At 37.8% G+C, this 24,860-nt stretch carries 22 protein-coding genes and 1 pseudogene; 4 read left to right on the top strand and 19 right to left on the bottom strand.

Going from position 1 to position 24,860, the window contains the following annotated elements:
- Positions 1 to 3: 3 nt before the first annotated feature.
- Positions 4 to 816 carry a glucosamine-6-phosphate deaminase gene (gene nagB / locus BUC21_RS12785; RefSeq protein WP_073403035.1) on the top strand — a complete coding sequence of 271 codons (813 nt, stop codon included), beginning with the start codon at positions 4 to 6 and terminating at the stop codon, positions 814 to 816.
- A gap of 282 nt (positions 817 to 1,098) precedes the next feature.
- Here the strand turns inward: nagB and BUC21_RS12780 are convergent, their stop codons facing one another.
- The 3 genes and pseudogenes from BUC21_RS12780 to BUC21_RS12770 all read right to left on the bottom strand — a co-directional run bounded on the left by BUC21_RS12780 (position 1,099) and on the right by BUC21_RS12770 (position 6,464).
- Positions 1,099 to 1,713, bottom strand: coding sequence for an L-threonylcarbamoyladenylate synthase (locus BUC21_RS12780; RefSeq protein ID WP_073403033.1), 615 nt, complete (start codon positions 1,711 to 1,713; stop codon positions 1,099 to 1,101).
- Positions 1,714 to 1,895: 182 nt separating this feature from the next.
- A pseudogene (locus tag BUC21_RS12775) lies at positions 1,896 to 4,439 on the bottom strand (AsmA family protein); the annotation flags it as partial.
- 12 nt (positions 4,440 to 4,451) lie between these two features.
- Positions 4,452 to 6,464, bottom strand: a complete 2,013-nt coding sequence (locus BUC21_RS12770) for an AAA family ATPase (protein WP_073403029.1) — start codon at positions 6,462 to 6,464, stop codon at positions 4,452 to 4,454.
- Positions 6,465 to 6,662: 198 nt separating this feature from the next.
- Here BUC21_RS12770 and BUC21_RS12765 point away from each other — a divergent pair, with 198 nt between their 5' ends.
- From BUC21_RS12765 to BUC21_RS12755, 3 genes are all read left to right on the top strand, one after another.
- Positions 6,663 to 7,160 carry a hypothetical protein gene (locus tag BUC21_RS12765; RefSeq protein WP_073403026.1) on the top strand — a complete coding sequence of 166 codons (498 nt, stop codon included), beginning with the start codon at positions 6,663 to 6,665 and terminating at the stop codon, positions 7,158 to 7,160.
- Between the two features lie 372 nt (positions 7,161 to 7,532).
- On the top strand, positions 7,533 to 8,495 hold the full coding sequence (locus tag BUC21_RS12760; RefSeq protein ID WP_073403024.1) for an SPFH domain-containing protein: 963 nt from the start codon (positions 7,533 to 7,535) through the stop codon (positions 8,493 to 8,495).
- A 168-nt stretch (positions 8,496 to 8,663) separates the two neighbouring features.
- Complete coding sequence (locus tag BUC21_RS12755; RefSeq protein ID WP_073403022.1) at positions 8,664 to 9,188, top strand: DUF1648 domain-containing protein; 525 nt, start codon at positions 8,664 to 8,666, stop codon at positions 9,186 to 9,188.
- 9 nt (positions 9,189 to 9,197) lie between these two features.
- Here the strand turns inward: BUC21_RS12755 and miaA are convergent, their stop codons facing one another.
- From miaA to BUC21_RS12675, 16 genes are all read right to left on the bottom strand, one after another.
- Positions 9,198 to 10,103 carry a tRNA (adenosine(37)-N6)-dimethylallyltransferase MiaA gene (gene miaA, locus BUC21_RS12750; RefSeq protein ID WP_073403020.1) on the bottom strand — a complete coding sequence of 302 codons (906 nt, stop codon included), beginning with the start codon at positions 10,101 to 10,103 and terminating at the stop codon, positions 9,198 to 9,200.
- Positions 10,103 to 10,663, bottom strand: a complete 561-nt coding sequence (locus tag BUC21_RS12745) for an IS1096 element passenger TnpR family protein (protein ID WP_073403017.1) — start codon at positions 10,661 to 10,663, stop codon at positions 10,103 to 10,105. The genes miaA and BUC21_RS12745 overlap by 1 nt, the downstream gene beginning before the upstream one ends.
- Positions 10,664 to 10,818: 155 nt before the next feature.
- Positions 10,819 to 11,586: an acyl-ACP--UDP-N-acetylglucosamine O-acyltransferase gene (gene lpxA / locus BUC21_RS12740; RefSeq protein WP_073403015.1), complete on the bottom strand. Its 768-nt coding sequence runs from the start codon at positions 11,584 to 11,586 to the stop codon at positions 10,819 to 10,821.
- Between the two features lie 8 nt (positions 11,587 to 11,594).
- Entirely contained in the window at positions 11,595 to 12,980 is a 1,386-nt protein-coding gene (locus BUC21_RS12735; protein ID WP_073403013.1) for a bifunctional UDP-3-O-[3-hydroxymyristoyl] N-acetylglucosamine deacetylase/3-hydroxyacyl-ACP dehydratase, read from the bottom strand.
- Positions 12,981 to 12,983: 3 nt separating this feature from the next.
- Positions 12,984 to 14,024, bottom strand: a complete 1,041-nt coding sequence (lpxD, locus tag BUC21_RS12730; RefSeq protein WP_073403011.1) for a UDP-3-O-(3-hydroxymyristoyl)glucosamine N-acyltransferase — start codon at positions 14,022 to 14,024, stop codon at positions 12,984 to 12,986.
- Between the two features lie 139 nt (positions 14,025 to 14,163).
- Complete coding sequence (locus BUC21_RS12725; protein ID WP_073403009.1) at positions 14,164 to 15,390, bottom strand: HD domain-containing protein; 1,227 nt, start codon at positions 15,388 to 15,390, stop codon at positions 14,164 to 14,166.
- 8 nt (positions 15,391 to 15,398) lie between these two features.
- The gene (pyrF, locus tag BUC21_RS12720; RefSeq protein ID WP_073403084.1) at positions 15,399 to 16,223 is read right to left on the bottom strand and encodes an orotidine-5'-phosphate decarboxylase; all 825 of its coding nucleotides are present in this window, start codon (positions 16,221 to 16,223) and stop codon (positions 15,399 to 15,401) included.
- A 13-nt stretch (positions 16,224 to 16,236) separates the two neighbouring features.
- Entirely contained in the window at positions 16,237 to 17,352 is a 1,116-nt protein-coding gene (gene prfA / locus BUC21_RS12715; RefSeq protein ID WP_073403008.1) for a peptide chain release factor 1, read from the bottom strand.
- A gap of 3 nt (positions 17,353 to 17,355) precedes the next feature.
- Positions 17,356 to 18,522, bottom strand: a complete 1,167-nt coding sequence (locus BUC21_RS12710) for an AIR synthase-related protein (protein ID WP_073403006.1) — start codon at positions 18,520 to 18,522, stop codon at positions 17,356 to 17,358.
- Between the two features lie 75 nt (positions 18,523 to 18,597).
- Positions 18,598 to 19,179 carry a LemA family protein gene (locus BUC21_RS12705; RefSeq protein WP_073403004.1) on the bottom strand — a complete coding sequence of 194 codons (582 nt, stop codon included), beginning with the start codon at positions 19,177 to 19,179 and terminating at the stop codon, positions 18,598 to 18,600.
- Between the two features lie 25 nt (positions 19,180 to 19,204).
- Positions 19,205 to 20,131 (bottom strand): TPM domain-containing protein, encoded by a 927-nt coding sequence (locus BUC21_RS12700; RefSeq protein ID WP_073403001.1) that lies wholly within the window; start codon positions 20,129 to 20,131, stop codon positions 19,205 to 19,207.
- A gap of 192 nt (positions 20,132 to 20,323) precedes the next feature.
- Positions 20,324 to 21,286, bottom strand: a complete 963-nt coding sequence (locus BUC21_RS12695; RefSeq protein WP_073402999.1) for an alpha/beta hydrolase — start codon at positions 21,284 to 21,286, stop codon at positions 20,324 to 20,326.
- 8 nt (positions 21,287 to 21,294) lie between these two features.
- Positions 21,295 to 22,035, bottom strand: a complete 741-nt coding sequence (locus tag BUC21_RS12690) for a shikimate dehydrogenase family protein (RefSeq protein WP_073402997.1) — start codon at positions 22,033 to 22,035, stop codon at positions 21,295 to 21,297.
- A gap of 20 nt (positions 22,036 to 22,055) precedes the next feature.
- Positions 22,056 to 22,793 carry a bifunctional demethylmenaquinone methyltransferase/2-methoxy-6-polyprenyl-1,4-benzoquinol methylase UbiE gene (gene ubiE, locus BUC21_RS12685; RefSeq protein WP_073402995.1) on the bottom strand — a complete coding sequence of 246 codons (738 nt, stop codon included), beginning with the start codon at positions 22,791 to 22,793 and terminating at the stop codon, positions 22,056 to 22,058.
- 101 nt (positions 22,794 to 22,894) lie between these two features.
- Positions 22,895 to 23,839: a phosphoribosylaminoimidazolesuccinocarboxamide synthase gene (locus BUC21_RS12680; RefSeq protein ID WP_073402993.1), complete on the bottom strand. Its 945-nt coding sequence runs from the start codon at positions 23,837 to 23,839 to the stop codon at positions 22,895 to 22,897.
- Complete coding sequence (locus tag BUC21_RS12675) at positions 23,839 to 24,822, bottom strand: PhoH family protein (RefSeq protein ID WP_073402991.1); 984 nt, start codon at positions 24,820 to 24,822, stop codon at positions 23,839 to 23,841. Before BUC21_RS12675 ends, BUC21_RS12680 begins: the two co-directional genes overlap by 1 nt.
- Between the last annotated feature and the right edge of the window lie 38 nt (positions 24,823 to 24,860).

Genomic DNA, 24,860 nt, shown 5'->3' with positions numbered 1-24,860 from the left:
ATTATGAGACTAATCATCCAACCTGATTATCAGAAGATTTCTCAGTGGGCTGCCAATTATGTTGCAGCAAAGATTAATAAGGCTAATCCTACTGCAGAGAAACCTTTTGTTCTTGGTTTGCCAACAGGATCTTCTCCTCTTGGAATGTACAAAGCACTAATTGATTTACACAAAAAAGGCATTGTATCGTTTAAGAATGTGGTAACATTCAATATGGACGAATACGTTGGTCTTCCACAAACACATCCGGAAAGCTACTATTCATTCATGTGGAACAATTTCTTTAATCATATTGATATTGTTAAGGCAAACGTAAATATCCTGAATGGTAATGCTGCTGATCTGGAAGCTGAATGCGAACGTTATGAAGCTAAGATCAAAGAATATGGTGGTATTGACCTTTTCCTTGGTGGTATTGGTCCTGATGGACACATTGCTTTCAATGAACCGGGATCTTCTCTAACTTCTCGCACTAGAGTTAAGACTTTAACAACAGACACAATCATTGCAAACTCTCGTTTCTTTGATAATGATGTGAATAAGGTTCCTAAAACAGCTTTAACTGTAGGTGTAGGTACAGTTCTTTCTGCTAAAGAAGTTCTTATCATTGTTAATGGACACAACAAAGCTCGTGCTTTGTATCACGCTGTTGAAGGTTCAATTACTCAGATGTGGACTATCAGTGCTCTTCAACTTCACGAAAAAGGAATTGTTGTTTGTGATGATGCAGCAGCCGATGAATTGAAGGTAGGAACTTACCGTTACTTCAAAGACATTGAAGCAGATCATATTGATCCTGAAACGTTACTGAAATAAGATTTATCAGATATAAATGGACATATAAATGTCTGGTTATTTCTAACAGACTTGAGACTTCATCCAAAGCCTTAAGTCTGTTTTTTTTATATGGTAAATTAAAGAGTGATATCACTCTTTTAAGCACAATCGGTAGATTTCAGGCTTAATTCGTCTTGAGCAACTCTGAAAGAAAAGTCCAAGCCACACTCAATATAGTATTGGTGTGGCTTGGACTTTTTCTTAGCTGTTCCAAAGCACGCTTCGACTTCAATGTTTTTTAAGCGAACTCTACCTAACAAACTAAACTTCTTCCAGAATACCTTTCCCCTGACGAACAATTTCGGCTTCACCAGAAGTACAGTCAACGATGGTTGATGGCTCTATGCCTCCAATTCCTCCATCAACGACCAAATCTACTTCATAACCAAATTTCTCGTCAATCAGTTCCGGAGTGGTGAGATATTCAATGTCTTCTTTTTCATTCCAGGGAATAGTTGTGGTTAAGATTGGTGCATCCAGTTGCCTGCAAATCTCGCGGATAATATTATTATCGGGCACACGAATACCAACTTCTTTCCTGTTCTTGAATATCTTAGGAAGTTTGCCGCCGGCAGCCAGGATAAAAGTAAACGCTCCCGGCAGATTCTTTTTCATTAGTTTGAATGTAGAGTTTTCCACTTTTGCATATTCACTGATATTGCTCAGGTCATAACAAATGATGGAAAGACTCTTCTTTTTCGGATCAATGTCTTTTATACGGCAGATGTTCTCTACTGCACGGACTTGTAATGCATGACAACCAATGGCATACACTGTATCCGTTGGGTAAATAACCACTCCTCCGTCGCGGAGGACTTGAACGATTTGTTCTATATCCTTCGGGTTATTGTTCTTTTCGTATAATTTTAATAGCATTGTATATAGAGTTTAGATTACTCACTTTTTGCTTTTTCTATCAGCTTATCACCTTGTGCTTCAGCTTCTTTTACTAATTTATCCGATTCTTTCTTAGCCTCTTTTACCAAAACCTCTCCAGCTTTCTGAGCAGCAAGTTTCTTCAATATATTACCTCCGGCTTTTGCCACTAAATCGTCTGCTTGCTTTTGCGCTTCGGCAACCAGCTTATCTCCCGCTTTCTGTGCATTGGTAACTAAAGCCTCTTTCTGTTTCTGAGCATCACCTAAATCTATACCCAGTTTCTTTCCAACTTCACTTATTGCTTTGTTTTTTGCACTGCTAAGCACTTGTTTTGCCATGCTCTTAGTGTCGATAGAAACTTTTGGCGAAGTGAATGTTCCACCAATCTTAAGATCGAGTGTACTGAGTTGTCCAAGCGTACCGGTTGAAGCAGGAAGTTTAATCTTTCCTGAATAATCAATAGTCTGATCCAGACCGGTAGTTCCTGAAAGGTTAAGCAAGGTTTCGCCAAACTTGATGTCGAATGGTTTTGTAGACACCCGTCCGTCTTTTATGGTGAAATCTATCTTCATATCCTTTACTTTCAGATTCTTCAGACTCTCTTTCTTTACAGCAGTGGCAATCTTATCGATAACATTTATACCACTGAGGCTAATATCTTTTGTAGATAAACTACCGGCTCCTTGCATTGAGTTAAATACCGGAGACAATTGATTATCTAGTTTAGTAGAAATATTCATATTACCAGAGAAGTCTCCCTTAAGACCTTCGAAGATAGGTGCCAGTTTCTGAACCATATCCAGTTCCTTATAAGCCTGAGCAAAAGAAATGCTGTTCATTTTAAATCCGGCATTCAGGTCGGGACTCTTTACACTTTGTGCAGTAGAGTAAGAACCATTCATTACAACCGATCCACCCATGGTGTTCATTGACAGATTCTGCATATCAACCTTGCCATCTTTAACCAATAACTTTCCGTTCATGTCGTTGAAAGCCATTTTGTCGAAGAGAACCTGCTTCATGTTGGCAGTCATATTGAAATCGATATTCTTAGGAATTTCAATAGCCGATGTTGCAGCACTTGTTGTTGTGGTAGCAGCGGCTGCGCCCTGAGCTGTGCCCGAAGTTCCAGCTGCAGTTGTTGAAGTAGTTCCCATAAAGTCGTTCAGGTTAAAGTAGTTAGACTTTATGTTCATTGTACCTTTCAATGTTTTGTCTTTCAGAACATACCCCATGTAATTCTCCAATCGACAATCGGCTGTGATGTCATTCTTGCCAATCTTTACGGTAGTTTCGCTCAGATTCAGGTATTTCGGAGTGAAAGTAAACGTAGATCTTTGAATATCTACATCAGGCATATCTTTCATCTTTAGTTTCATGTTGCTAAGCTTCAAAGAACCGGAAGCCTGGAACTTGTCGTACTGTTCTTTTTCAATGTATGACATACGCCCCGCCATATTTACATCGGCACTGATAATACCATTCAGAGCCATACCTTCTTCCAGAGGATATACCTGTTTAATCATTCCCAGGTTCAGAGTACCTTTTGCGCTACCTTTTACATCAGGATCACTTACAGGAGTCTTGATGATTGATGTTAAGCTAAACTGATTGCCTGCCATGCGGAAGCTGAACGGATTGATGTTTACCTCGGTTAAATCTGCACTACCGCCCGGATTCTTCACACTAGCATTGATATTTATCTGATCTACTCCCATAGGAAGCGACGGATACTTGAATGTTCCATTCTTTACCACCATACTTGCATTGAAAGCAGGTAAGGTGTCGCCCAGCATAATACCCTTAGCATTGAATTTAAGAGAAACATTACCGGTAGCTTTTACATCTTCAAAATCTTTTGCATAGATAGCCGGTATCAGAGAAAGCACATCTTTAAAGCCCACTTCGTTAGTGTTAACCTTCAGATCCATATCCGTACCGCCATTATTGAGCATAGCCACCCATCCGTCAACATCTGCCTTGATAGCATTCAACTGGAATTTGTTTTCTTTCAGTGTATATTTACTATGAGCAAGGTCGGCATCCAAATCCATATCTGCAGAGACAACCGCATTGCTTATATAAGGAATAGCACCCATCTTGAATGTAAATCCTTTACTTTTAGCAGCAATCTTCAGAGTAGAGCGATCGGCTGTCAAGTCGCCGGAACATTCCGTGTTCAGTCCCACGATTGAAGCATACATATCCGCCTGACGATCATCATAGATGATGTTTACGTTGTCTGCAGTAAACTTTTTAAGCTTCAGTTTAAATGGTGTAGTTTCTTCTGTTGCAGGAGTAACTTTGGTGGTGTCGGTTTTCATTATATCCCAGTTCACCTTTCCGTTCTTCAGAACTATGGCATGGATATAAGCATCTGATATCTCAATTTTAGAAACATCATAGCCACTGCTTCCGAATAGGGAGAAAAGATCTATTGCTACTGTAGCGTCTCCGGCTTTTACCAAAGTATCTTTGGCAAATTCATCGACCCCTTTCAGGTAGAAGTTGTTCAGAGAAATAGAAGCTTTAGGGAAGTTCTTGAACAAGCTAATGTTTAAATCTTCGAAGCCAAATCTGGCATTTAGCATCTTATTACCTTCTGTAATAACTATCTTCTCAATTTTTCCGCGAAAAGCATACGGCAATATTGCCATAAGTGCCAGAATACATACAATTACAAGTCCTGTAATTTTTAAACTTTTCTTTGTTCTTTGATTCATAATATCTATGTCTTAGTTACTTGAATTATCTTTTTCCTTCCTTAATTCTTCGGCTATACGCCAATGAATAGCTGCTTTTTCTTCATCTCCCACCCGGGAATAAGCATCGCCCAGTAATTCGTGCGATTTATCATGCTCAGGTTTTATAGAACAAGCCTTTTCCAAATCGGCAATACCTTCTTCTATATGGTTAAGCTGTAGATGAATTTTTCCTCTGTTATACCGGGGCTTGAATGCTCTTGGACTTAGCTTAATGGCTTCGTTCAGGCATCCCAGCGCTTCGGGTATTTTATTATCCTCGAAAAGAGTTAACCCCTTTCTTACCCAGGCATCAACCATTTTAGGATCCAACTCCAGCGCTTTATCGTAATTGGCCAATGCTGCCCTAAGATCATGCGCATGAGTAATACACTGATTACCCATGACGTAATATTCCTTGGCATACTTTTTCAGATTTGCCCGTTGCTCCTCCATTTTCCTCTTAATAGCAACGTTTTCCTCCTTAAGTTTGTTTATAATTCCTAGCTTTTTCCGTATAAATCTTTTTACTACAGGTCTTTCTATGTCATATCTGGAATGAATGGCTAAAAAGAACTGCTCCAGGAATTCTTCAAAGTTTCCGTTGTCAAATTGCTTAACAGCTTCCGCATATTGAATATCAGCCTGAGCCTGCTTTAACGCTTTTTCAATTGCCAGCTGGTTATTGAAACGTGTGGCAAAGTCTACTATTTCCTGTCTCACGAATATATCTCCGCGGGAAATTTGCTTCTTTAACTGAATACCCTCCAAGGAAGTACACCGGCTAAGTGCTACATATGCTTGTCCGCCAGCAAATACCCCTCCGCTAAAGTCAACAACCACTCTGCTAAAAGTCAGGCCCTGACTTTTGTGAACAGTAATAGCCCATGCCAACCGAATGGGATATTGCGTAAACACACCAAGTTCTTCTTCTTCTATCTTTTTTTCTTTCTCATTATATACATAGCGAATGTTTCGCCAGCAGTCTTTATTTACGTCGCATTCCTTTCCATCATCAGTAAGTACATAGATTGTGCCCTCTTCGTCGATGGCAGAAATTACTCCAATGGTACCGTTTACCCAGCGGCGTTCGTAATCGTTCTTGATAAATATAATCTGAGCACCCACTTTCAGCTCCAGATCTTTCTGGGTAGGCAGGCTGCTTTCCGGAAAGTCTCCGGTTATCTCGCCTCTGAATATCACAGAATCGCCAGGCAACTCGGCTAGTTTCTTTTCATTGATGAAGTCTACATTATCCCGTCTCGTGGCCAGAGTAATGTACATATCTTCTTCAGATTCCTCTATACGAGTATTGTACCTTGTATTGAGCAATTGCAAGTCGGCAGCGCCGGCCGTGTTGTTACGGATATGATCAAGTACGCTTACAAAAACCTTATCAGTTTGTCGATAAACCTTTTTAAGTTCGATTGATACCAGGTCAATTTCACCAAAGACCCTTGCCGAAAAGAAAAATGGCGAAGGATAAAAACGATTCAAAATCTCCCGTTCGTCATTCTTTATAACCGGTTCCAGCTGGTAAACATCACCCACCAGAAGTATTTGCTTACCACCAAACGGTTCCCTCATGTTATGAGAATAAATCCTCAGCACACGATCTACAAAGTCGATAATATCTGCCCTTACCATAGATATCTCATCAATGATAATCAGCTCAACCTCTTTAATTAATTTGCGGTGTGCAGAACGATATTTCAGGAACTCGTGAATTCGTCCGCCCTGAAGACTAAAGTTTGGATCATCGGGCAGGAGAGGGTAAAAGGGAAGTTTAAAAAAGCTGTGAAGTGTACTACCACCGGCATTGATTGCTGCTATGCCTGTTGGGGCAAGGACTACATGCTTTTTTCGGGTATTTTCACAAATATATTTCAGAAATGTAGATTTTCCCGTACCAGCCTTTCCTGTTAAAAAGACGGATTGTCGGGTATATTGAATTAAGTTCAGTGCATCCTGAAACTCTTTGTTATCCGTATCGATAGTAAATTTCACGTTTTTACCTGTTATTAGTATATTACAAAGATAAGATATATTACGAAAATACAATAAATGATTTTATTAAATACTAATGAATGATGTGTAAAATGAAATATTAAATATATTTGCATAAATTTCATTATTAAAATGAAAGCTAAACTAAATTCGCAGACACTTATATTTTTTTGTATTAAAAACTAAACGATTAAAAAAATGAGAAAACTATTTTTATCATTAGGACTAATGTTTTTAGTCTCAATGGGGTATGCACAGAGTCCTCTTCGTGTAGGACAGACTCAACTTAATGTCGGTCTTGGATTGTCAGACTACGGTTTGCCAGTATATGTAGGTTTCGACCACGCTGTTCACCCAGATATTACTCTAGGTGGAGAATTATCTTACCGCGGTTATAATGATCATGATTATTACGATTACCATCTAGACTCATGGGGTATTTCGGGTAATGGTAATTATCACTTTAATAGCATTCTTAATATTCCAAGAAACTGGGATTTTTATGCAGGACTAAATGTTGGGTTTTACGTTTGGAATGCACCAGATGGTTACCATGGAGATCACACCTCGGGATTAGGTCTTGGAGCACAGATCGGCGGTCGTTATTACTTCAACAATAAGGTTGGTATTAATCTTGAAGTTGGTGGCGGCAATGAATTTAGCGGAGGTAAAATAGGTCTTACTATTAAACTGTAATAAATTTATTTTTTCAGCGAAGAGCCTTATTTCATTTTTAGAAATAAGGCTCTTTTTTTGTAATTGGATGTTTTTAAAAAAGACTTTCAGCATAACTTAATTATTTATTCCCGAAAGCTAATTAATTTATTAACTATATGTTTATAATAAGGTGTAGACTATAATAATATAAAGAGTAGACTATGTGCTATTAAGGTCTACACCTATTTTAAAAAAGCTCTAAAATAAAGATAAAATATATACTGAATAAATTATCAAGCTTAATTGATAAATGATGTTAAGTACCTTAATAAATTATCACAAAACATTTGTTTATCTTAAAAATTATCAACAATATTTGTGAAATGAAAAATTAAAAAAAAAGAAAATATCATGGAAACTGCTGAATTTGATTTCAAAGGATTTAAAATGAATGGATTTATGATGCTATTTCTTAATATCTGTTTGATATTTGTAAGTGTGGCAATGTTTATCTATTATGACGTATTAGGAACTTTAGGAATTATTTTAGGAGTGATAGGAATAATTTCCTGTTTCTTTATTTTGGCAGGTTTCATGCAATTGGAACCAAATCAGGCACGGGCCATGGTCTTTTTTGGAAAATACAAAGGAACGTTCAAAGAAACCGGCTTTTTTTGGGTAAATCCTTTTCTTGATAAAAAGAAACTTTCATTACGTGCCCGGAATCTTGATGTGAAGCCTATTAAAGTAAATGATAAAACCGGTAATCCGATAATGATTGGATTGGTTTTGGTATGGAAGCTTAAGGATACATATAAAGCTATGTTCGAGATTGATTCTCAGACATTGGCAGAGGCTGGGGCAACTTCTCCTAATGCGGCTGTCAGTCTAGGAAATTCTGTAGCCGGACGTATGACTGCATTCGAGAATTTTGTTAAAATACAGAGCGATGCTGCTTTGCGCCAGGTGGCCGGACAGTATGCTTATGATGATAATGAAGGAGAAACTAGCGGACTTACTCTTCGCTCGGGTGGGGAAGAGGTTAATAATCAGCTCGAACAGAAATTGAATGAGCGCCTGGCAATGGCTGGGATTGAGGTTGTTGAAGCAAGACTTAATTATCTGGCGTATGCGCCTGAGATTGCAGCAGTGATGCTTCGCCGTCAGCAGGCCTCTGCTATTATTTCTGCTCGAGAAAAGATTGTAGAAGGTGCTGTATCTATGGTGAAAATGGCTCTGACAAAGCTTTCTGATGAAAAGATTGTAGAACTGAACGAAGAGAAAAAAGCAGCAATGGTGAGCAATCTTCTGGTTGTTCTTTGTGCCGATGAGGCTGCTCAGCCGGTTGTAAATGCCGGAACTCCAAATAACTAACTAATTTTAAATTTAAATAAAGACTAAAGGTATGATTATTGTTGTCGGTATAGTAGCATTCGTTGTCAATTTAATATTTATATTGACTCGTTAATAAGGTAAATAAGGCATTTATTCATTTGCCTTATTATTTATTTATTGGATTGTTCTAGTAAGAAAAGCAGTTTTATGATTAAATTCTTTTCAGTTAGAAGGCAAAAGTTGCCTGAAGTTAGTGTCCCACGAACTTTCGGTGATAAGATTCTTGAGGCAATGGCCGTGCTTCTTTTATTGGGAATATGGGTGGTTGCTTTTATTTTATATAATAAGGCCCCCGATGTAATTCCTACTCATATTAATATTTATGGAAAAGCTGACAGGATAGGAAGCAAAGATACGTTGCTTGTTCTGGCTGGAATAGCAACATTTGTTATGGCTTTAACCGGATACAGATCATTCTTCCCTTCAAGGATGTCTCGTTTTCCTGTGCAGATAACTGAGCAAAATATGCTTATTCAATATGCCTTGATAGCCCGTTACCTTCGGGTTGTGAATGTTTTGGTTGGCATGTTGCTTGTTAATATGTTATTCAGTCTTTCCGATTTCTTTCTTTCAATTGGAAATGGAGGATTTGAAATTCTGATGGTAATTATCGTGGCACTACTATTACTTTCTGCGGTTATTTATAATATTCTGGCCAGGAGATATAGATAATGTTATCAGCTAAGAATTAAGCTTCTTATTAATATAATCCATTATCTCCTCTTCCTGATCAGGGTGAAACCAGGTAATATCATTATCTCTTTTGAACCAGGTCATCTGTTTGCGAGAATAGATACGTGAGTTTTGCTTGATTTTTTCTATAGCGAAAGGTAAATCCCAAACACCATCGAGATAGTTAAATAACTCCTTGTAGCCAACCGTATTCAGGGAGTTAAGATGCTTGTATGGGTAAACTGCCATTACTTCTTCCAACAAGCCATCTTCCATCATAATATCTACACGACGGTTAATTCGTTCGTAAAGTTCTTCCCGATCGCGTGTTAGTCCTATTTTAATGATGTGGAATGGTCTTTCTCTAGTAGAGCGAGTACGGAAAGAAGTATAAGTCTTTCCTGTCATGTAGCAAATCTCCAGCGCATGAATAACCCGTTTGGGGTTTTTCAGATCAACAATCTTGTAATATTCTGGGTCGAGAAGCTTTAATTCACTGCACAGACGTTCCAATCCTTCTGTTTCATATCTGTGAATCAACAGTTCGCGTGTTTCCTTGTCTACGGTCGGTATATCATCAATACCCTTGCAAACGGCATCAACATACATCATTGATCCGCCGGTCATAACAATAACATCTTTGGATTGGAAAAGCTTTTCCAGAAGCTTTAATACTTCTGCTTCGTATTGTGCGGCACTGTAGTAATCAGTGAGTTTAAGTGTGCCAACGAAATGGTGTGGAACTTTATTTAGTTGCTCGGGAGTAGGAGCAGCAGTTCCTATTTTAAGATCGGCATACAGCTGTCGGGAATCGGAAGAAATAATTGGTGAACCAAATTTTTCGGCCAAGCGTAAACTCAGCTCCGTCTTTCCGACACCTGTAGGCCCTATGAGAACTAGTAAGGTTTTAGCCATTAAAAGCTCCCTTTGTCAAAAGAATCATCAGCAATACTATTAATGTCTATGTCGAAACCTTCTGTGTCAAAGTCTTCAGTATCAAAAGTTTCATCGCCATAGAAGTTCTCGTCTAAATCAATGGTAGTATTAGTTGCTGTCATATCTTCAAAATCAATGACTTGTTTAGGCGCAATACCCGATTTCTTGGAACAAATAGCTTTGTCCAAGTCTTTACCTGTGATGATTTCCGATAATTCAATGAAGAATGAACGTTCTGTCATGTAATCAAAAACATAAATCAGCTTTTGTTTTTCATCTTCAATTAAATCACTTAATAGTGTGTCTTTCATAACCCAGCTATCTTCCTCTGAATTGTTGTCCATATCTTCGAGGGTGATTTCTTTTTCTTTTTCCCAATCTTCATCACAAATAAAGAAAGAGGTCATTTGATCATTTGAATAGTCAACTGATTTTAGAATAGCCTCGTGTAAATCCTGGAAGGTTGCTTCTGAATCAATTTGTATTTCTCTGACAAAATCATCAACTTCATCAGATATGATTGTGAATCTGTATACCATATTCTTTTTTAATTTATTGATGGCGTAAAAGTAGTAAAAATCTCAAAATGTACAATAATTAAGTTCTATTCGTTTATAAAAAAAGTAAAAGGGAAGAACCATCAATTCGATGATCTTCCCTTTTCTGCTGAATATAAACCTTACTATAGCAATGTTTATCTTATTATTCCTCGTTTTGAGTTTTGAACAAACTCAATAATATATTCAATTTCCGGGCTTGACGGAATTTCATTTTTAACTTTCTCCAAAGCTTCACTTACATTCAACCCGCTTTGGTAGATAATACGGTATACATTGTGGATATTCTCAATTAATTCATTTGAGAAACCATGTCTACGCAAACCAACAATATTAATCCCACAATAAGCAATAGGATCTCTTCCTGCAATAATGTATGGAGGTATGTCTTTGCTGAAACGTGAACCACCTTGAAGCATTACATAACTACCTACACGGCAGAATTGATGCATCAATACTGCGGCACTGACTATCGCATTATCGTCTATGATAATTTCGCCGGCCATTTTTGTGGAATTACCAATAATACATCTATTGCCAACAATAGCATCATGTGCTACGTGTACTCCTTCCATTAAAAGGTTATTGCTTCCAACAACAGTTTTTCCTTTGGCTGCAGTTCCACGGTTAACAGTTACATTCTCACGAATAGTATTGTTATCGCCTATTTCTGCAGTAGTTTCTTCTCCCTGAAATTTTAAATCTTGTGGCACAGCACCAATTACTGCTCCAGGAAAAATAGTATTTCCGTTTCCAATGCGTGCTCCGTATAATATGCTTACATTGGACATGATTTTGTTGTTATCACCAATAACAACATTTTTATCAATATAAACAAAAGGTGCAATTTCTACATTTTCTCCAATTATTGCTTCGGGATGTATATATGCTAATGGACTAATCATTTGTAATTTTATTTGTTCTTAACTATTTGAGCCATAAATTCTGCTTCACAAGCCACTGTTTCACCAACAAATACATATCCTTTCATTGTTGATATGCCACGGCGGATTGGTGCTAATAGTTCCAGTTTGAAGATAAGTGTATCTCCTGGTACTACTTTCTGACGGAATTTAACTCCATCAATCTTCATAAAGTAAGTAGAATATCTTTCTGGTTCATCTACAGAGTTCAGTACAAGTAATCCTCCGGTTTGTGCCATAGCTTCTACCAGCAATACTCCCGGCATAACAGGCTCTTGTGGGAAATGTCCCTGGAAGAATGGCTCGTTTACTGTAACATTCTTTACTCCTACAATGTGGTTTGGACCTACTTCAATAATCTTATCAACCAAAAGGAAAGGATAACGGTGAGGCAACAGTTCGCGGATGCGGTTTACATCCATGATTGGAGCTTCATTACAATTGTAACCAGGAGCCTGAATTTCGTGCTTTCTGATTTCTTTTCTCATCTGACGGGCAAACTTATTATTAATTGTATGTCCTGGACGAGTTGCAATGATACGGCCTTTGATTGGTTTTCCAATTAAAGCCAAGTCACCAATGATGTCGAGTAATTTGTGACGAGCTGGTTCATTGTCCCATACTAGTGGCTTATGATTGATGTATCCTAATTGATTTGCATCTTTGTGAGGCACTTTCATAACATCAGCCAGTGCATCAAGCTTTTCTTGTGAAACCTGACGTTCGTAAATTACAATTGCGTTATCTAAATCACCTCCTTTAATAAGACCTGCAGAAAGTAAAGGTTCAATTTCGCGGACAAAAACAAAAGTTCTGCTTGCAGCAATTTCTTTTGAGAAATCGTTCATACTATCTAATGTAGCATACTGATTAGGTATAATCTTAGAATCATATGATATTAGAACATTTAAGCTGAAATCTTCATCAGGAAGAACCATTATAGAAGAACCAGTTTCTTCATCTTTAAACTCAATCTTATGCTTGATAATATAGAAATCTTTAACAGCTGTTTGTTCAACAATACCAACTTTCTCAATTCCTTCTACATAGGATACTGCGCTACCGTCAAGGATTGGAAACTCCGGTCCGTTAACCTGTATCAGGCAGTTGTCTATCCCTGCAGCATAAAGAGCAGCCATTCCATGTTCTACTGTACTAACTTTAACTCCGTTTTTTGCAAGAACAGTGCCACGAGTAGTTTCTATAACATTATCAGCTACTGCATCGATAATAGGTTGTTCTTCCAGATCAATTCTTTGAATCTTGTATCCGTGATTATCCGGAGCAGGATTGAAGGTTACAGTAAGATCTAGTCCAGTGTGAAGACCTTTTCCTCTTAGTGAAAAGCTATCTTTTAGAGTTTTTTGTTTCAACATTGGTTACTTATTTAATTGTTTCTTAAGTTCATTAAATTCTCTCTCTAAATTATTGAGAGTAGTATACATTTCTGGTAATTTCTTGAATACAACAGATGATTTGAAATATTTCTTTGCATCAAATGCTGGAGCTCCCATTACGTTTGTGTTTGATGGAATATTGCCAGCAATGCCAGATTGTGCTGCCATACCTACCTTGTCTCCAATTTTTATATGTCCGGCTAGACCAACCTGACCACCAATCATACACCATTCTCCCACTTGAGTTGAACCAGCAACACCAGCTTGAGCAGCCATTACTGTGTGAGAACCAATTTTGTCATTATGAGCAATCTGAACCAAATTGTCCAGTTTTACTCCTTTATGTATAATTGTAGCTCCCATAGTTGCTCTGTCTACACAGGTATTAGCACCAATTTCTACATCATCTTCCAGAACAACAATACCAATCTGAGGTATTTTTGAATATCCTTCTGGAGTAGGAGCGAATCCAAATCCGTCAGCTCCAATTACACTTCCTGCATGCAAAATGCAATTATTGCCTACACGGCAGTCATGATAGATAGTTGCATGTGGATATAAGATACAGTTGTTTCCCACTTTAGCATCGCTTCCAATTGTTACGTGAGGATGAAGTATTGTATTATCGCCTACTTCGGCATTGTCTTCTACGCATGCAAAAGGAGCAATATATACGTCTTTACCTATTTTAGCGGTAGGTGAAATGAAAGCTAGTGGATCAATACCCACTTTTTTAGGTTTGCTCATTTCATATAAGTTAAGCAGTTTTGCCAAACTTTCATAGGCATTCTCTACTTTTATAAGAGTTGTCTTGATTTCATGTTCGGCAGTGAAGTCCTTATTAACTAATACAATACTTGATTGTGTGCTATATATGTAATGAGTATATTTTGGATTAGAAAGGAATGAAATAGCTCCTGGCACACCTTCTTCTATTTTAGCAAAGGTATGAACACTAGCGTTCTCATCTCCGATTATTTCTCCCTGAATAAATTCTGCAATTTGCTTAGCCGAAAATTCCATGTTTTTATTGTTGATTGATTCTAGTATTTTTCAATATTGTAAAATGGAGATTACATTCCTATGTATATGACCATTGGGGCGCAAAGTTCGTGTTTTTTTTTTAGATTTCCGTACAGTTGGCTAAATATTTAGTTCTTTTTTAAGCTAAACGCTGATAACAAAGGTAGTATTTCTTTACTTTCTTTGAAAGCAGCGAAATGTTTAGCATATCTGATGCTTCAGCTATATTCTTTATTGTACCGTCCTTATAGATAATATCAATGCTATCATCGGCAGGATCGTACATGTTTTTTTCTATGCTTGAAGTGGAAATTAAATAAACAGCTTCTTCTTTGTTAATTTGGACTGACTGGCTAATTTTATCGACTAAACTTTCCATTCTTTCTTCACTAACCGGATCTGAAGAAATCTCAACTTTAAAGATGTTCCTGTTAATTAAGCCGTGGCTTAATGTAGAAAGTACTTTGTCGGAATGATTACTCCATACTTTTAGTGCAGTCCATATATCATTATCATCAAGTTGCCCGAAGTTTTCAAGGCAAGTTGAATTTCTATAAAATTCTTTTGAATCTATGTTGTTATAAAGAAAAAAACGAAGGGCAGGAGATGCAAATAATTCTATTCCTTTACTTGCTAATTCTTTTGCACGTAAAAGAGAATTTATCAGCATTTGTTCATAGGCTACAGATGTTTTGTGCAGGTATACCTGCCAGTACATTAGCCTTCTGGCGGTAAGAAAGTTTTCAATTGAGTAAATGCCTTTTGATTCTACAACCAGGTGATCATCTTTTATATCGAGCATTTTTATAATTCGCGCAGAACCTATGTTTCCTTCAATAACTCCGGTATAAAAGCTGTCTCGTCGTAAGTAGTCGAGTCGGTCCATGTCTAACTGACCGCTTACCAGTTGATGAAGAAATTTTTTATGATACTCGTCTTTGAAGATGCTGATTGCCAGATCGAGTTGCCCATTCATCTCTTTATTCATCTTCTCCATAAAAAGAAGAGATATTTCTTCATGTGAGATTCCTTTTACAATTGTATCTTCCAATACATGCGAAAACGGACCGTGACCAATGTCGTGCAGTAAAATGGCAGCCAGTACTCCATCTGATTCTTCCTGAGTAATTTCGTTTCCTTTGCTCCGAAGTTGAGCGATAGCTTCACTCATTAGATGAAAAGCTCCCAGTGAATGTTGAAAACGAGTGTGTTGTGCACCAGGATAAACAACCGAAGATAGCCCCATCTGTTTTATACGGGTTAACCTGTACAATAATGGATGGCTGATTATATTATATAATAATCCCCCCGGAATATTGATAAATCCGAAAACCGGGTCGTTGACTATCTTTCGTTCGTTTGTCATGTGTATTTTTATAGAATAGCTTTTAATTGCTCTTCCATTTCAGTCTGAACAGCTTTAGCAGACTTTCTTGCTTCTTCTGCAAATTTTTCAGTTTTATCAGCATAAATAATACCACGTGAAGAATTTACAATTAGTCCACACATTTTATTCATACCATATTTGCACACTTCTTCAAGTGAACCTCCTTGAGCACCTACTCCCGGAACAAGAAGGAAGTGATTTGGTACATGTTTACGAATGTCCAGGAACATCTTTCCTTGAGTAGCTCCAACTACATACATCATTTGTTCGTCAGAAGCCCATTGTTGAGAAGTCTTTAAAACTTTTTCGAACAAACGTTCTCCGTTGACATCTTCTGTAAGCTGAAAATCATGTGATCCTTTATTAGAAGTTAATGCAAGTAGAATAACCCATTTCTCAGGATAAATAAGGAATGGTTTTACACTGTCTTCGCCCATATAAGGAGCAACAGTTACTGAATCAATATTTAGTTCATCAAAGAAAGAACGAGCATACATTTCACTGGTGTTACCAATATCGCCACGTTTAGCATCGGCAATAATAAACTGATCAGGATAATTTTCTTTGATGTAATTAACTGTCTTTTCAAAAGCTATCCAACCTTTTACACCCATACTTTCATAAAAGGCAAGGTTTGGTTTATAGGCGATACATAAATCGGCAGTAGCGTCAATGATTGCTTTATTGAATGCAAAGATCGGATCTTCTTCTTTCAGCAAATGTGCCGGAATTTTCTTGATATCAGTATCAAGACCAACGCAAAGGAACGATTTTTTGCGTTTTATATTTTCAAATAATTGTTGTTTATTCATTGGAAAATCAATTTTATAATTCACTTTCTTTCATTCGTTCAGCATTTTCCGCTACAATCAGACGGTCAATGCAATCTTGAATGTCTCCGTCCATAAAGGCAGAAAGGTTATAGATAGTATAGTTTATGCGGTGATCGGTGATACGCCCCTGCGGATAGTTGTAGGTACGAATTTTAGCCGAACGGTCACCTGTAGAAACCATTGTTTTACGCTTGGAAGCAATATCATCCAGATATTTCTGATGTTCTTTGTCGTAAATGAAAGAACGAAGTCGTGTAAGTGCTCTTTCTTTATTCTTTGGTTGGTCACGGGTTTCAGTACATTCTATTCGAATTTCTTCTGCAATACCCGTGTTCGGATTCTTCCAGATATAACGCAAACGAACACCTGATTCTACTTTGTTTACGTTCTGACCACCAGCACCACCCGAACGGAATGTATCCCATTTAATTTCGCCTTCATTGATTTCTACATCAAATTCTTCAGCTTCTGGAAGTACAGCTACGGAAGAAGCTGATGTATGAACACGCCCTTGAGTTTCAGTGGCAGGAACTCTCTGCACACGGTGTACGCCCGATTCATATTTCAAAGTTCCGTATACGTTTTCACCGCTTACGGTAAAGACAACTTCCTTGAATCCTCCGGATGTTCCTTCACTTGTACTTGTTACCTCAACTTTCCATCCTTTAGCTTCACAGTATTTTACATACATGCGGAATAAATCTCCGGCAAAAATGGCAGCTTCATCGCCACCTGTTCCACCACGGATTTCAACAATTGCATTCTTTCCATCCTGAGGATCGGCAGGAACAAGGAGGAGTTTTATTTCCTCTTCCAGTTCCGGAATGCGGGATTGGCAGGCATTTAATTCTTCTCTTGCCATTTCACGCATTTCCTGATCTTGTTCAGTATCCAGAATTACTTTGGCTTCCTCAACTCCATCGAGCATTTGTATATACTCTTTGCGGGCGTTCATGATATTTTCCAATTCTTTGTATTCCTTGGTTAGTTTCACGTAACGCTTCATATCTGAAATTACATCAGGGTCGGTAATAAGAGTCGATATTTCTTCGAAGCGGCTCACCAAACCTTCAAGTTTATCTAATATTGTATTGTTATATTCTGCCATAATTTAATATATGAACTCTCCGAATTCACTTTTAATAATCAGCTCTTTTTTACCAGATTCTTCAATGCGTCCAACGATTTGCGCGTCAATTCCGAATGACTTGGAAATAGCAATAACTTCTTCTGCATGTTCTGGTGAAAGATATACTTCCAGACGATGGCCCATATTAAACACCTTGTACATTTCACTCCAATCTGTGCCAGATTGTTCTTTAATAGTCTTAAACAATGGAGGTACAGGGAAGAGATTGTCTTTTATAATTCTTACATTATCCACAAAGTGAAGCACTTTTGTCTGAGCACCACCAGAGCAATGAACCATACCATGAATTTCAGGACGAAGAGCATCAAGCAATTTCTTAACAACCGGAGCATAAGTACGGGTAGGAGAGAGAACCATTTTTCCTGCATCAAGGCTGATACCTTCGATCGGATCGGTCAGCTTTAAATTCCCGGAATAAACTAGATCTTCAGGAACGCCAGCATCATAGCTTTCAGGATATTTTTCTGCAAGATATTTGGCAAATACATCATGGCGGGCAGAAGTAAGTCCGTTACTACCCATACCTCCGTTGTATTCTTTTTCGTATGTAGCTTGTCCATAAGAAGCAAGCCCTACAATAACGTCTCCTGGACGGATATTGGCATTGTCGATTACATCACTGCGCTTCATGCGGCAAGTTACAGTACTATCCACGATGATAGTACGAACCAAATCACCAACATCTGCAGTTTCACCGCCGGTAGCATAAACACCCACACCCATTTCACGAAGTTCGGCAAGTAATTCATCTGTTCCATTGATGATAGCTGAGATAACTTCTCCTGGAATTAATAACTTGTTACGGCCGATAGTAGAAGATACCAGAATATTGTCTACTGCACCAACGCAAAGCAAATCGTCAATATTCATAATCAACGCATCCTGTGCAATGCCTTTCCACACAGAAATATCGCCAGTTTCTTTCCAGTAAAGATATGCCAGACTTGATTTAGTTCCAGCTCCGTCGGCATGCATAATGTTACAATATTCAGGATCACCTCCCAAAATATCAGGAATAATTTTACAGAAAGCTTTAGGGAATACTCCCTTGTCGATGTTCTTTATAGCGTTATGCACATCTTCTTTTGATGCAGAAACGCCACGCTGCATGTATCGTTGATTACTCATTTTTAGTTATATAAAAGGATTTTGTATACAGCGTGCAAAAGTACTGTATTTTTTTCTTGTAGACAAATCTTTGTATCAGAACTCTACTGCCGGAGCTTTTTCAGAGCCAGCTTCTGCTTCAAAATACGGTCTTTTTTCAAAGCCAAACATTCCTGCAAACATATTTCTTGGGAATTTGCGGATATAAGCGTTATACTCTTTTGCTAATTCGTTGAAACGTCCGCGTTCTACTGCTATACGATTTTCTGTACCCTCCAACTGCGCTTGTAACTCAAGAAAATTCTGGTTAGCTTTTAAATCAGGATAGTTTTCAGTGATAGCTAACAGTTTACCTAGAGCAGTTGTAACATCACCTTGTGCTTTTTGGTAAGCCTGCAATTTTTCTGGAGTCAACTTATCAGGATCAATGGTTATCTGGGTAGCTTTAGAACGAGCAGCAATAACTCCTTCCAAAGTTGTTTTTTCGTGTTTAGCATATCCTTTTACTGTATTAACAAGATTTGGGATAAGATCAGAACGACGCTGATATTGATTTTCTACGTTCGACCAAGCTTTTGTTACACCTTCTTGTTTATCTACCATTGAGTTATAAGCACTTGAACCAAGTAATGCAATAAGAACAATTACCGCAATGGCAATAATTACTGACTTTTTCATGTTTATATTCATTTTTGTTGTTATGTTAAAAATCTGAACCTGCTCCTCCGCCACCAGACATGCCGCCGCCAAAGCTACCTCCGCTGAATCCTCCGCCTCCGGAACCTAAGCCTCCGCCTAGGCCGCCCAGGAATATTCCTCCGCCAAGGCCACCTCTTCCGCCGCGGTAATTATCGTCTGATGATTCTGTTTCACGAATTATTTTGTGACCACAATTCTGGCAAGTATACACCACTTCTTCTCTTTTTACTCCATGGCGGTACGAAAGAAGTTTGGAATCCGTTCGCATCAGTTTATGCTGTTTGCATTTTGGGCAGCGTGTCGCTCTCCAGGAAGCAATTCCACCTATAAAAGCTAACAATATAATAAATCCGCCTGCAGCAAAGAACAAAAACATAATATTTCCGCCTTCCTCATTATTCAATTCATCGTTAGTCATGGAACCATCCAGACGGGCACAAACAGCCTGAATACCACTAACCATTCCCCCGTCCCAGTTGTTGTTGCGGAAGAAAGGATTCATTTTTTTGACTTGAATTCTTTTGCAAATGGCATCCGGTAAATCTCCTTCAAGTCCATAACCGGTTATGAAACGTATTGTACGTTGGTCTTCTACAAGCAAAATTACCAGTCCGTTATCTTTGCTTTTTTTCCCTACTTTCCATGCATTAAATATTCCAAGAGCAAAATCAAAGCTATTCTCATTCCCAATAGATGGAAGAGCAATAACTGCAACTTCAATAGACGTTTTTTGTTCCAGTTTCCAAAGCATACTGTCTATAGCTGCACAAGCTTCCTGAGATATAAGCCCACCGGGATTGCTCACGTAGCGCATTTTATTTTCTAAATGCACATTCGGAACACTTTCCACTGTATATGCATTATTCTGAGCTTTTGCTTGAAAGCTAAGGCATAACAGCAAGAACAGCATTGTCTTTTTTAATAAATTCATGATCGTATATTATCGTATTTATTCATTTTATTTTGCATCAAAACATATCTAAGATATTCGTATGATGCATTGTTTTGTTTCTTTTTCTGAAAATAATATCGTCTTTAAGTCCTGATTCAAAGAGTTTTCAGATAGTTAGTCTTTAAACAGGCTATTATTGACAAAGATATAAAAAGAATTTTGGAAAATAACTTATTTAATATACTTATCAGTAAACGCTTTAACTTTTGCAAGATAAAGCTGAGGATTTTGTTTGTATGATTTTGCATGTTCAGCTCCCCGAACAATCCATAATTCTTTTGGTGCTGGTTTTGCTTCATAAAGCGGATAAACCATCCAGGTAGGAACATAAGTGTCTGCATCACCATGAATAAAGAACATTGGTAAACGACATTTCTTCACTTGATTCAGTGGAGACGCTTCTTTGAAATTCCAGTTATATTTTATGTCGCATAGCATGCTGGTAGCATACATTAACGGAAATTCGGGTAAGTTGAAACGTTCTTCCAGTTCTTTAGAAAATTCATCCCACACACTGGTGTATCCGCAATCTTCCACAAAGCATTTTACATTTGTAGGAAGGTTTTCTCCGCTTACCATCATTGTTGTTGCAGCTCCCATTGAGATGCCATGAACCACAATATTTATACTATCTCCGTATATACCTTTTGCTACATCAATCCAGTGAATCACATCAATACGATCTTTCCATCCCATCTGAATCGTATTACCTTCACTTTTTCCATGTGCCCGCAAATCAGGAAGAACAACGTTATAATTCAAATCATGATTGTACAAATAACCAATCATCATCATTCGGATTGCATTGTCTGTATAACCATGAACCAGTATAGCTGTCTTTTTTGTTGGCTTGTTGGCTGCAATGAAATAGGCGTGCAGTTTATTGTTTTCGTTGCCAATAATGAAAGTATCTTTTAATGCCGAAGCCTTATTCAAGCTATCCACCCATTGGTGCAGATAAGGATAATTGTCGTACATATACTTATACGACTCAGCTTCGTCATTATTGTTATGTTTTGATGAAAGCGAGTAATCAAGCATATAAAAGCTTCCCCCCACTGTACTTGCTACGAAAAGAAGTAATAGTGAGAGAAGCAAATATTTTATAATTTTGATTACCTTTTTTGCTACCATAAAATGAATTATTTATTCCATATTTCCCAGGCAGCAAAAGCCTGAAGCAAAAGCATCTCCAAACCATTTTTGGTTTTAGCTCCCCGTTCTGCTCCTTTTTTCATGAATAGTGTTGTGTCCGGGTTATACAATAAATCGTATAATAAGTGATTTTTGGTTAGACACTCATAAGGAATGTCCGGACAGGCATCTACATTAGGAAACATACCTACAGGAGTCGCATTTACAATTATAGTATTTTCGGCTATAATTTCAGGAGTAAGTTCCTCATAAGTAAGCATGTCTGCCTGTTTAGTGCGTGATACATACGTACTTGTAATACCCAGATTTTTTAATCCGTGAAATACCGCTTTAGCTGCACCTCCTGCTCCCAGAATAAGTGCTTTTTTGTGATGCTCTTTTAGTAAAGGTTCTATAGATTGTGTAAAACCAATAATATCAGAATTATATCCAACCAGTTTTATTTTTCCTTTTTGGCGAATAATTTTAATTACATTTACCGCGCCAATTTTAGCGGTATCTTTATCTAATTCGTCAAGGAAAGGTATTATTAGTTCTTTATACGGAATAGTGACATTTAAACCACAAAGATCAGAGTTCTCACTGATAACATTCATAAAAAGATTGATATCAGGAATCTCAAAATTTACATATTCCGCATCGATGTTTTCCGATTTGAATTTCTCGTTGAAAAATCCAATCGAGAAAGAATGTTTAAGCGGATAGCCTATTAAACCGTACTTTTGCATAGTCTGTGTTTTTTGTTTTATTATTTTGCAGCAGTATAAAGTGTGCAGACTCCGAATGTTAGTCGTTTGAAAGAAACATCTTTGAATCCCGCATTTTCAATAACTCCCTTCATTACTTCTCCTTGTGGGAAGGCTTTGATGGTTTCAGGTAGATAGGTGTAAGCATTATCGTCTTTTGAAAGAAGCTTACCCATTGTAGGAATCACAATCTTAGAATAGATGGCAAATAGCTGTTTCATCGGGAAAGAATCCGGAGTGGTCAGTTCCAGAATAACCAAATGCCCGCCTTTGTTCAGTACCCTGTACATTTCCGATAAACCTTTGTCCAGGTTTTCAAAGTTACGGATACCAAAAGCAACAGTGATTGCATCAAAAGTGTTGTCAGTGAAAGTTAGGTTCATACAATCTTCCTTGGCGAAAGATATACTCTGGTCAAGCCCTAACTTTAGCACCTTCTCTTTACCAATTTTCATCATCCCTTCCGAAATGTCCGTACCAATCAGTTCTTCAGGTAATAAATCACGATAAGCCTGAATAGCAAAATCGCCTGTTCCGGTAGCTACATCCATCATTTTCTGAGGACGAAAAGGTTTTAACCAGGCAATTGCCTTGAGTCTCCAACCCTTGTCAATACCAAAAGACATGGTATGGTTTAACAGATCGTAATGATGAGCTATATTATCAAACATAGTCTCCACCTGTTCGGTTTTTTTTCCTTCGGAGCTATAAGGCTTTATTTCTTCTTGAGGGTATTTCATGAATGAAAATAGATAAATAAAAAAGTCAAAAACTATGTGTTGCAGTAAAAAAGTAATGAATAACAAGAAGAGAAGCCTTCTTGTTATTCATTGAATGCTATTTATTTAGAAAGGAATGCAGTAACATTCTTTTCAATTCTTGCAGCTACATCATCAAGATCAGCTTTTACAAACTTTTCTCCAACAATGTTTTCGTATAATTCAATGTAGCGGTCGCTTACACTGTTTACGTATTCTTCGGTCATAGCAGGAACCTTTTGTCCTTCTTTTCCCTGGAAGCCGTTTTCAATTAACCATTGACGAACAAACTCCTTAGATAACTGCTTTTGTGGTTCATTCTTAGCCAAACGTTCTTCAAAACCTTCAGCATAGAAATAACGAGAAGAATCCGGAGTATGAATTTCATCCATCAGAATGATCTTGTCATCCTTCTTACCAAATTCATATTTAGTATCAACAAGGATAAGACCCATTTTTTTTGCAATTTCACATCCGCGTGCATAAACAGCCAATGTGTATTTTTCCAATTGTTCATAATCCTCTTTACTTACAATACCCTGTGCAATAATCTCTTCTTTAGAGATATCTTCATCATGACCTTCGTAAGCCTTGGTTGTAGGAGTAATGATAGGAGTAGGGAATGGTTGATTTTCTTTCATTCCTTCAGGCATTGGTACACCGCAAAGAGTACGTTTTCCTTCTTTATATTCTCTCCATGCGTGTCCGGTAAGGTAACCACGAACCACCATTTCCACTTCAAAAGGAACACATTTAATACCTACAGTAACCATTGGGTCTGGAGTAGCAACCTTCCAGTTAGGTACAATATCAGCAGTTGCATCCAGGAATTTGGCAGCAATCTGATTCAGCACTTGTCCTTTATAAGGAATACCTTCAGGCAGAATAACATCGAATGCTGAGATACGGTCACTTACAACCATCACCAATAATTCGTCGTTGATATTATACACATCACGTACTTTTCCGTGGTAAACACTCTTTTGTCCCGGAAAATTAAAATCTGTTTTTACTAATGCTTTGCTCATTATTGTATTTGTTTTTGGGATTCTTCTAATTGTTTTTCTTTTTTCTTTTTATCGTCGAATTTTTCATAAGCTTCAACGATTCGTTCCACCAACTTGTGACGAACAATATCTTTCTTTCCAAGCTCCACAAAGCTGATACCTCTTACTCCTTTCAGAATACGCATTGCCTGAACAAGTCCGGACGTTTGGGCAGCCGGAAGGTCGATCTGAGTAAGGTCACCAGTAATAATCATTTTTGTATTCATCCCCATGCGGGTAAGAAACATCTTTATTTGCTGAGTGGTAGTGTTCTGGGCTTCATCAAGAATAACGACAGCGTCGTTTAGAGTACGGCCGCGCATAAAAGCCAGCGGCGCAATCTGAATAATATTTAGTTCCATATATTCCTTTAACTTGGCAGCGGGAATCATATCCTGAAGTGCATCGTATAGAGGTTGCAGATATGGATCAATCTTTTCTTTTATATCCCCCGGAAGGAAACCTAGTTTTTCGCCGGCTTCGACAGCGGGGCGACTTAAAATGATCTTTTTAATTTCTTTTTGTTTCAATGCTCTTACTGCCAGGGCAATAGAGGTGTAAGTCTTTCCCGAACCAGCCGGGCCGATAGCAAAGAGCATATCATTCTTTTCAAATCCTTCCACTAATTTAAGTTGGTTGTCACTACGTGGAATGATAGGCTTTCCGGTAACACTGAATACAATTACGTTCCCGTTTTTTTCAGTCTGGGGAGCGTTACCTTTTATAATATCAATAATGACCTCTTCCTTTAGCGAATTGTATTGAACGCAATGTTTTTCTAAAGCTAATATATTCTCTTCAAACGCGCACATCTCCTCTTCATCACCCATCACCTTAATCACATTTCCACGGGCTACTATCCTTAATTTTGGGAATAAGGCTTTTATTAGTTGAATGTTGGTGTTATTCACACCATAGAAGATAACCGGATCGATGTCTTCGAGAACAATCAGTTTTTCTATCATTGAATCAATTTAAAGGATCAAATGTTTATTTCTAAATT

It is taken from the genome of Bacteroides luti, assembly GCF_900128905.1.
GTDB classification, from domain to species: Bacteria; Bacteroidota; Bacteroidia; order Bacteroidales; family Bacteroidaceae; genus Bacteroides; species Bacteroides luti.
This window is presented reverse-complemented; position numbering and strand designations above follow the sequence as displayed.

Excerpts from the sequence above, each read along its gene's own strand:
- nagB (WP_073403035.1), top strand. The coding sequence starts at position 4 with ATGAGACTAATCATCCAACCTGATTATCAGAAGATTTCTCAGTGGGCT.
- BUC21_RS12780 (WP_073403033.1), bottom strand. The coding sequence starts at position 1,713 with ATGCTATTAAAATTATACGAAAAGAACAATAACCCGAAGGATATAGAA.
- BUC21_RS12765 (WP_073403026.1), top strand. The coding sequence starts at position 6,663 with ATGAGAAAACTATTTTTATCATTAGGACTAATGTTTTTAGTCTCAATG.
- BUC21_RS12760 (WP_073403024.1), top strand. The coding sequence starts at position 7,533 with ATGGAAACTGCTGAATTTGATTTCAAAGGATTTAAAATGAATGGATTT.
- BUC21_RS12755 (WP_073403022.1), top strand. The coding sequence starts at position 8,664 with ATGATTAAATTCTTTTCAGTTAGAAGGCAAAAGTTGCCTGAAGTTAGT.
- miaA (WP_073403020.1), bottom strand. The coding sequence starts at position 10,103 with ATGGCTAAAACCTTACTAGTTCTCATAGGGCCTACAGGTGTCGGAAAG.
- BUC21_RS12745 (WP_073403017.1), bottom strand. The coding sequence starts at position 10,663 with ATGGTATACAGATTCACAATCATATCTGATGAAGTTGATGATTTTGTC.
- lpxA (WP_073403015.1), bottom strand. The coding sequence starts at position 11,586 with ATGATTAGTCCATTAGCATATATACATCCCGAAGCAATAATTGGAGAA.
- BUC21_RS12735 (WP_073403013.1), bottom strand. The coding sequence starts at position 12,980 with ATGTTGAAACAAAAAACTCTAAAAGATAGCTTTTCACTAAGAGGAAAA.
- lpxD (WP_073403011.1), bottom strand. The coding sequence starts at position 14,024 with ATGGAATTTTCGGCTAAGCAAATTGCAGAATTTATTCAGGGAGAAATA.
- BUC21_RS12725 (WP_073403009.1), bottom strand. The coding sequence starts at position 15,390 with ATGACAAACGAACGAAAGATAGTCAACGACCCGGTTTTCGGATTTATC.
- pyrF (WP_073403084.1), bottom strand. The coding sequence starts at position 16,223 with ATGAATAAACAACAATTATTTGAAAATATAAAACGCAAAAAATCGTTC.
- prfA (WP_073403008.1), bottom strand. The coding sequence starts at position 17,352 with ATGGCAGAATATAACAATACAATATTAGATAAACTTGAAGGTTTGGTG.
- BUC21_RS12710 (WP_073403006.1), bottom strand. The coding sequence starts at position 18,522 with ATGAGTAATCAACGATACATGCAGCGTGGCGTTTCTGCATCAAAAGAA.
- BUC21_RS12705 (WP_073403004.1), bottom strand. The coding sequence starts at position 19,179 with ATGAAAAAGTCAGTAATTATTGCCATTGCGGTAATTGTTCTTATTGCA.
- BUC21_RS12700 (WP_073403001.1), bottom strand. The coding sequence starts at position 20,131 with ATGAATTTATTAAAAAAGACAATGCTGTTCTTGCTGTTATGCCTTAGC.
- BUC21_RS12695 (WP_073402999.1), bottom strand. The coding sequence starts at position 21,286 with ATGGTAGCAAAAAAGGTAATCAAAATTATAAAATATTTGCTTCTCTCA.
- BUC21_RS12690 (WP_073402997.1), bottom strand. The coding sequence starts at position 22,035 with ATGCAAAAGTACGGTTTAATAGGCTATCCGCTTAAACATTCTTTCTCG.
- ubiE (WP_073402995.1), bottom strand. The coding sequence starts at position 22,793 with ATGAAATACCCTCAAGAAGAAATAAAGCCTTATAGCTCCGAAGGAAAA.
- BUC21_RS12680 (WP_073402993.1), bottom strand. The coding sequence starts at position 23,839 with ATGAGCAAAGCATTAGTAAAAACAGATTTTAATTTTCCGGGACAAAAG.
- BUC21_RS12675 (WP_073402991.1), bottom strand. The coding sequence starts at position 24,822 with ATGATAGAAAAACTGATTGTTCTCGAAGACATCGATCCGGTTATCTTC.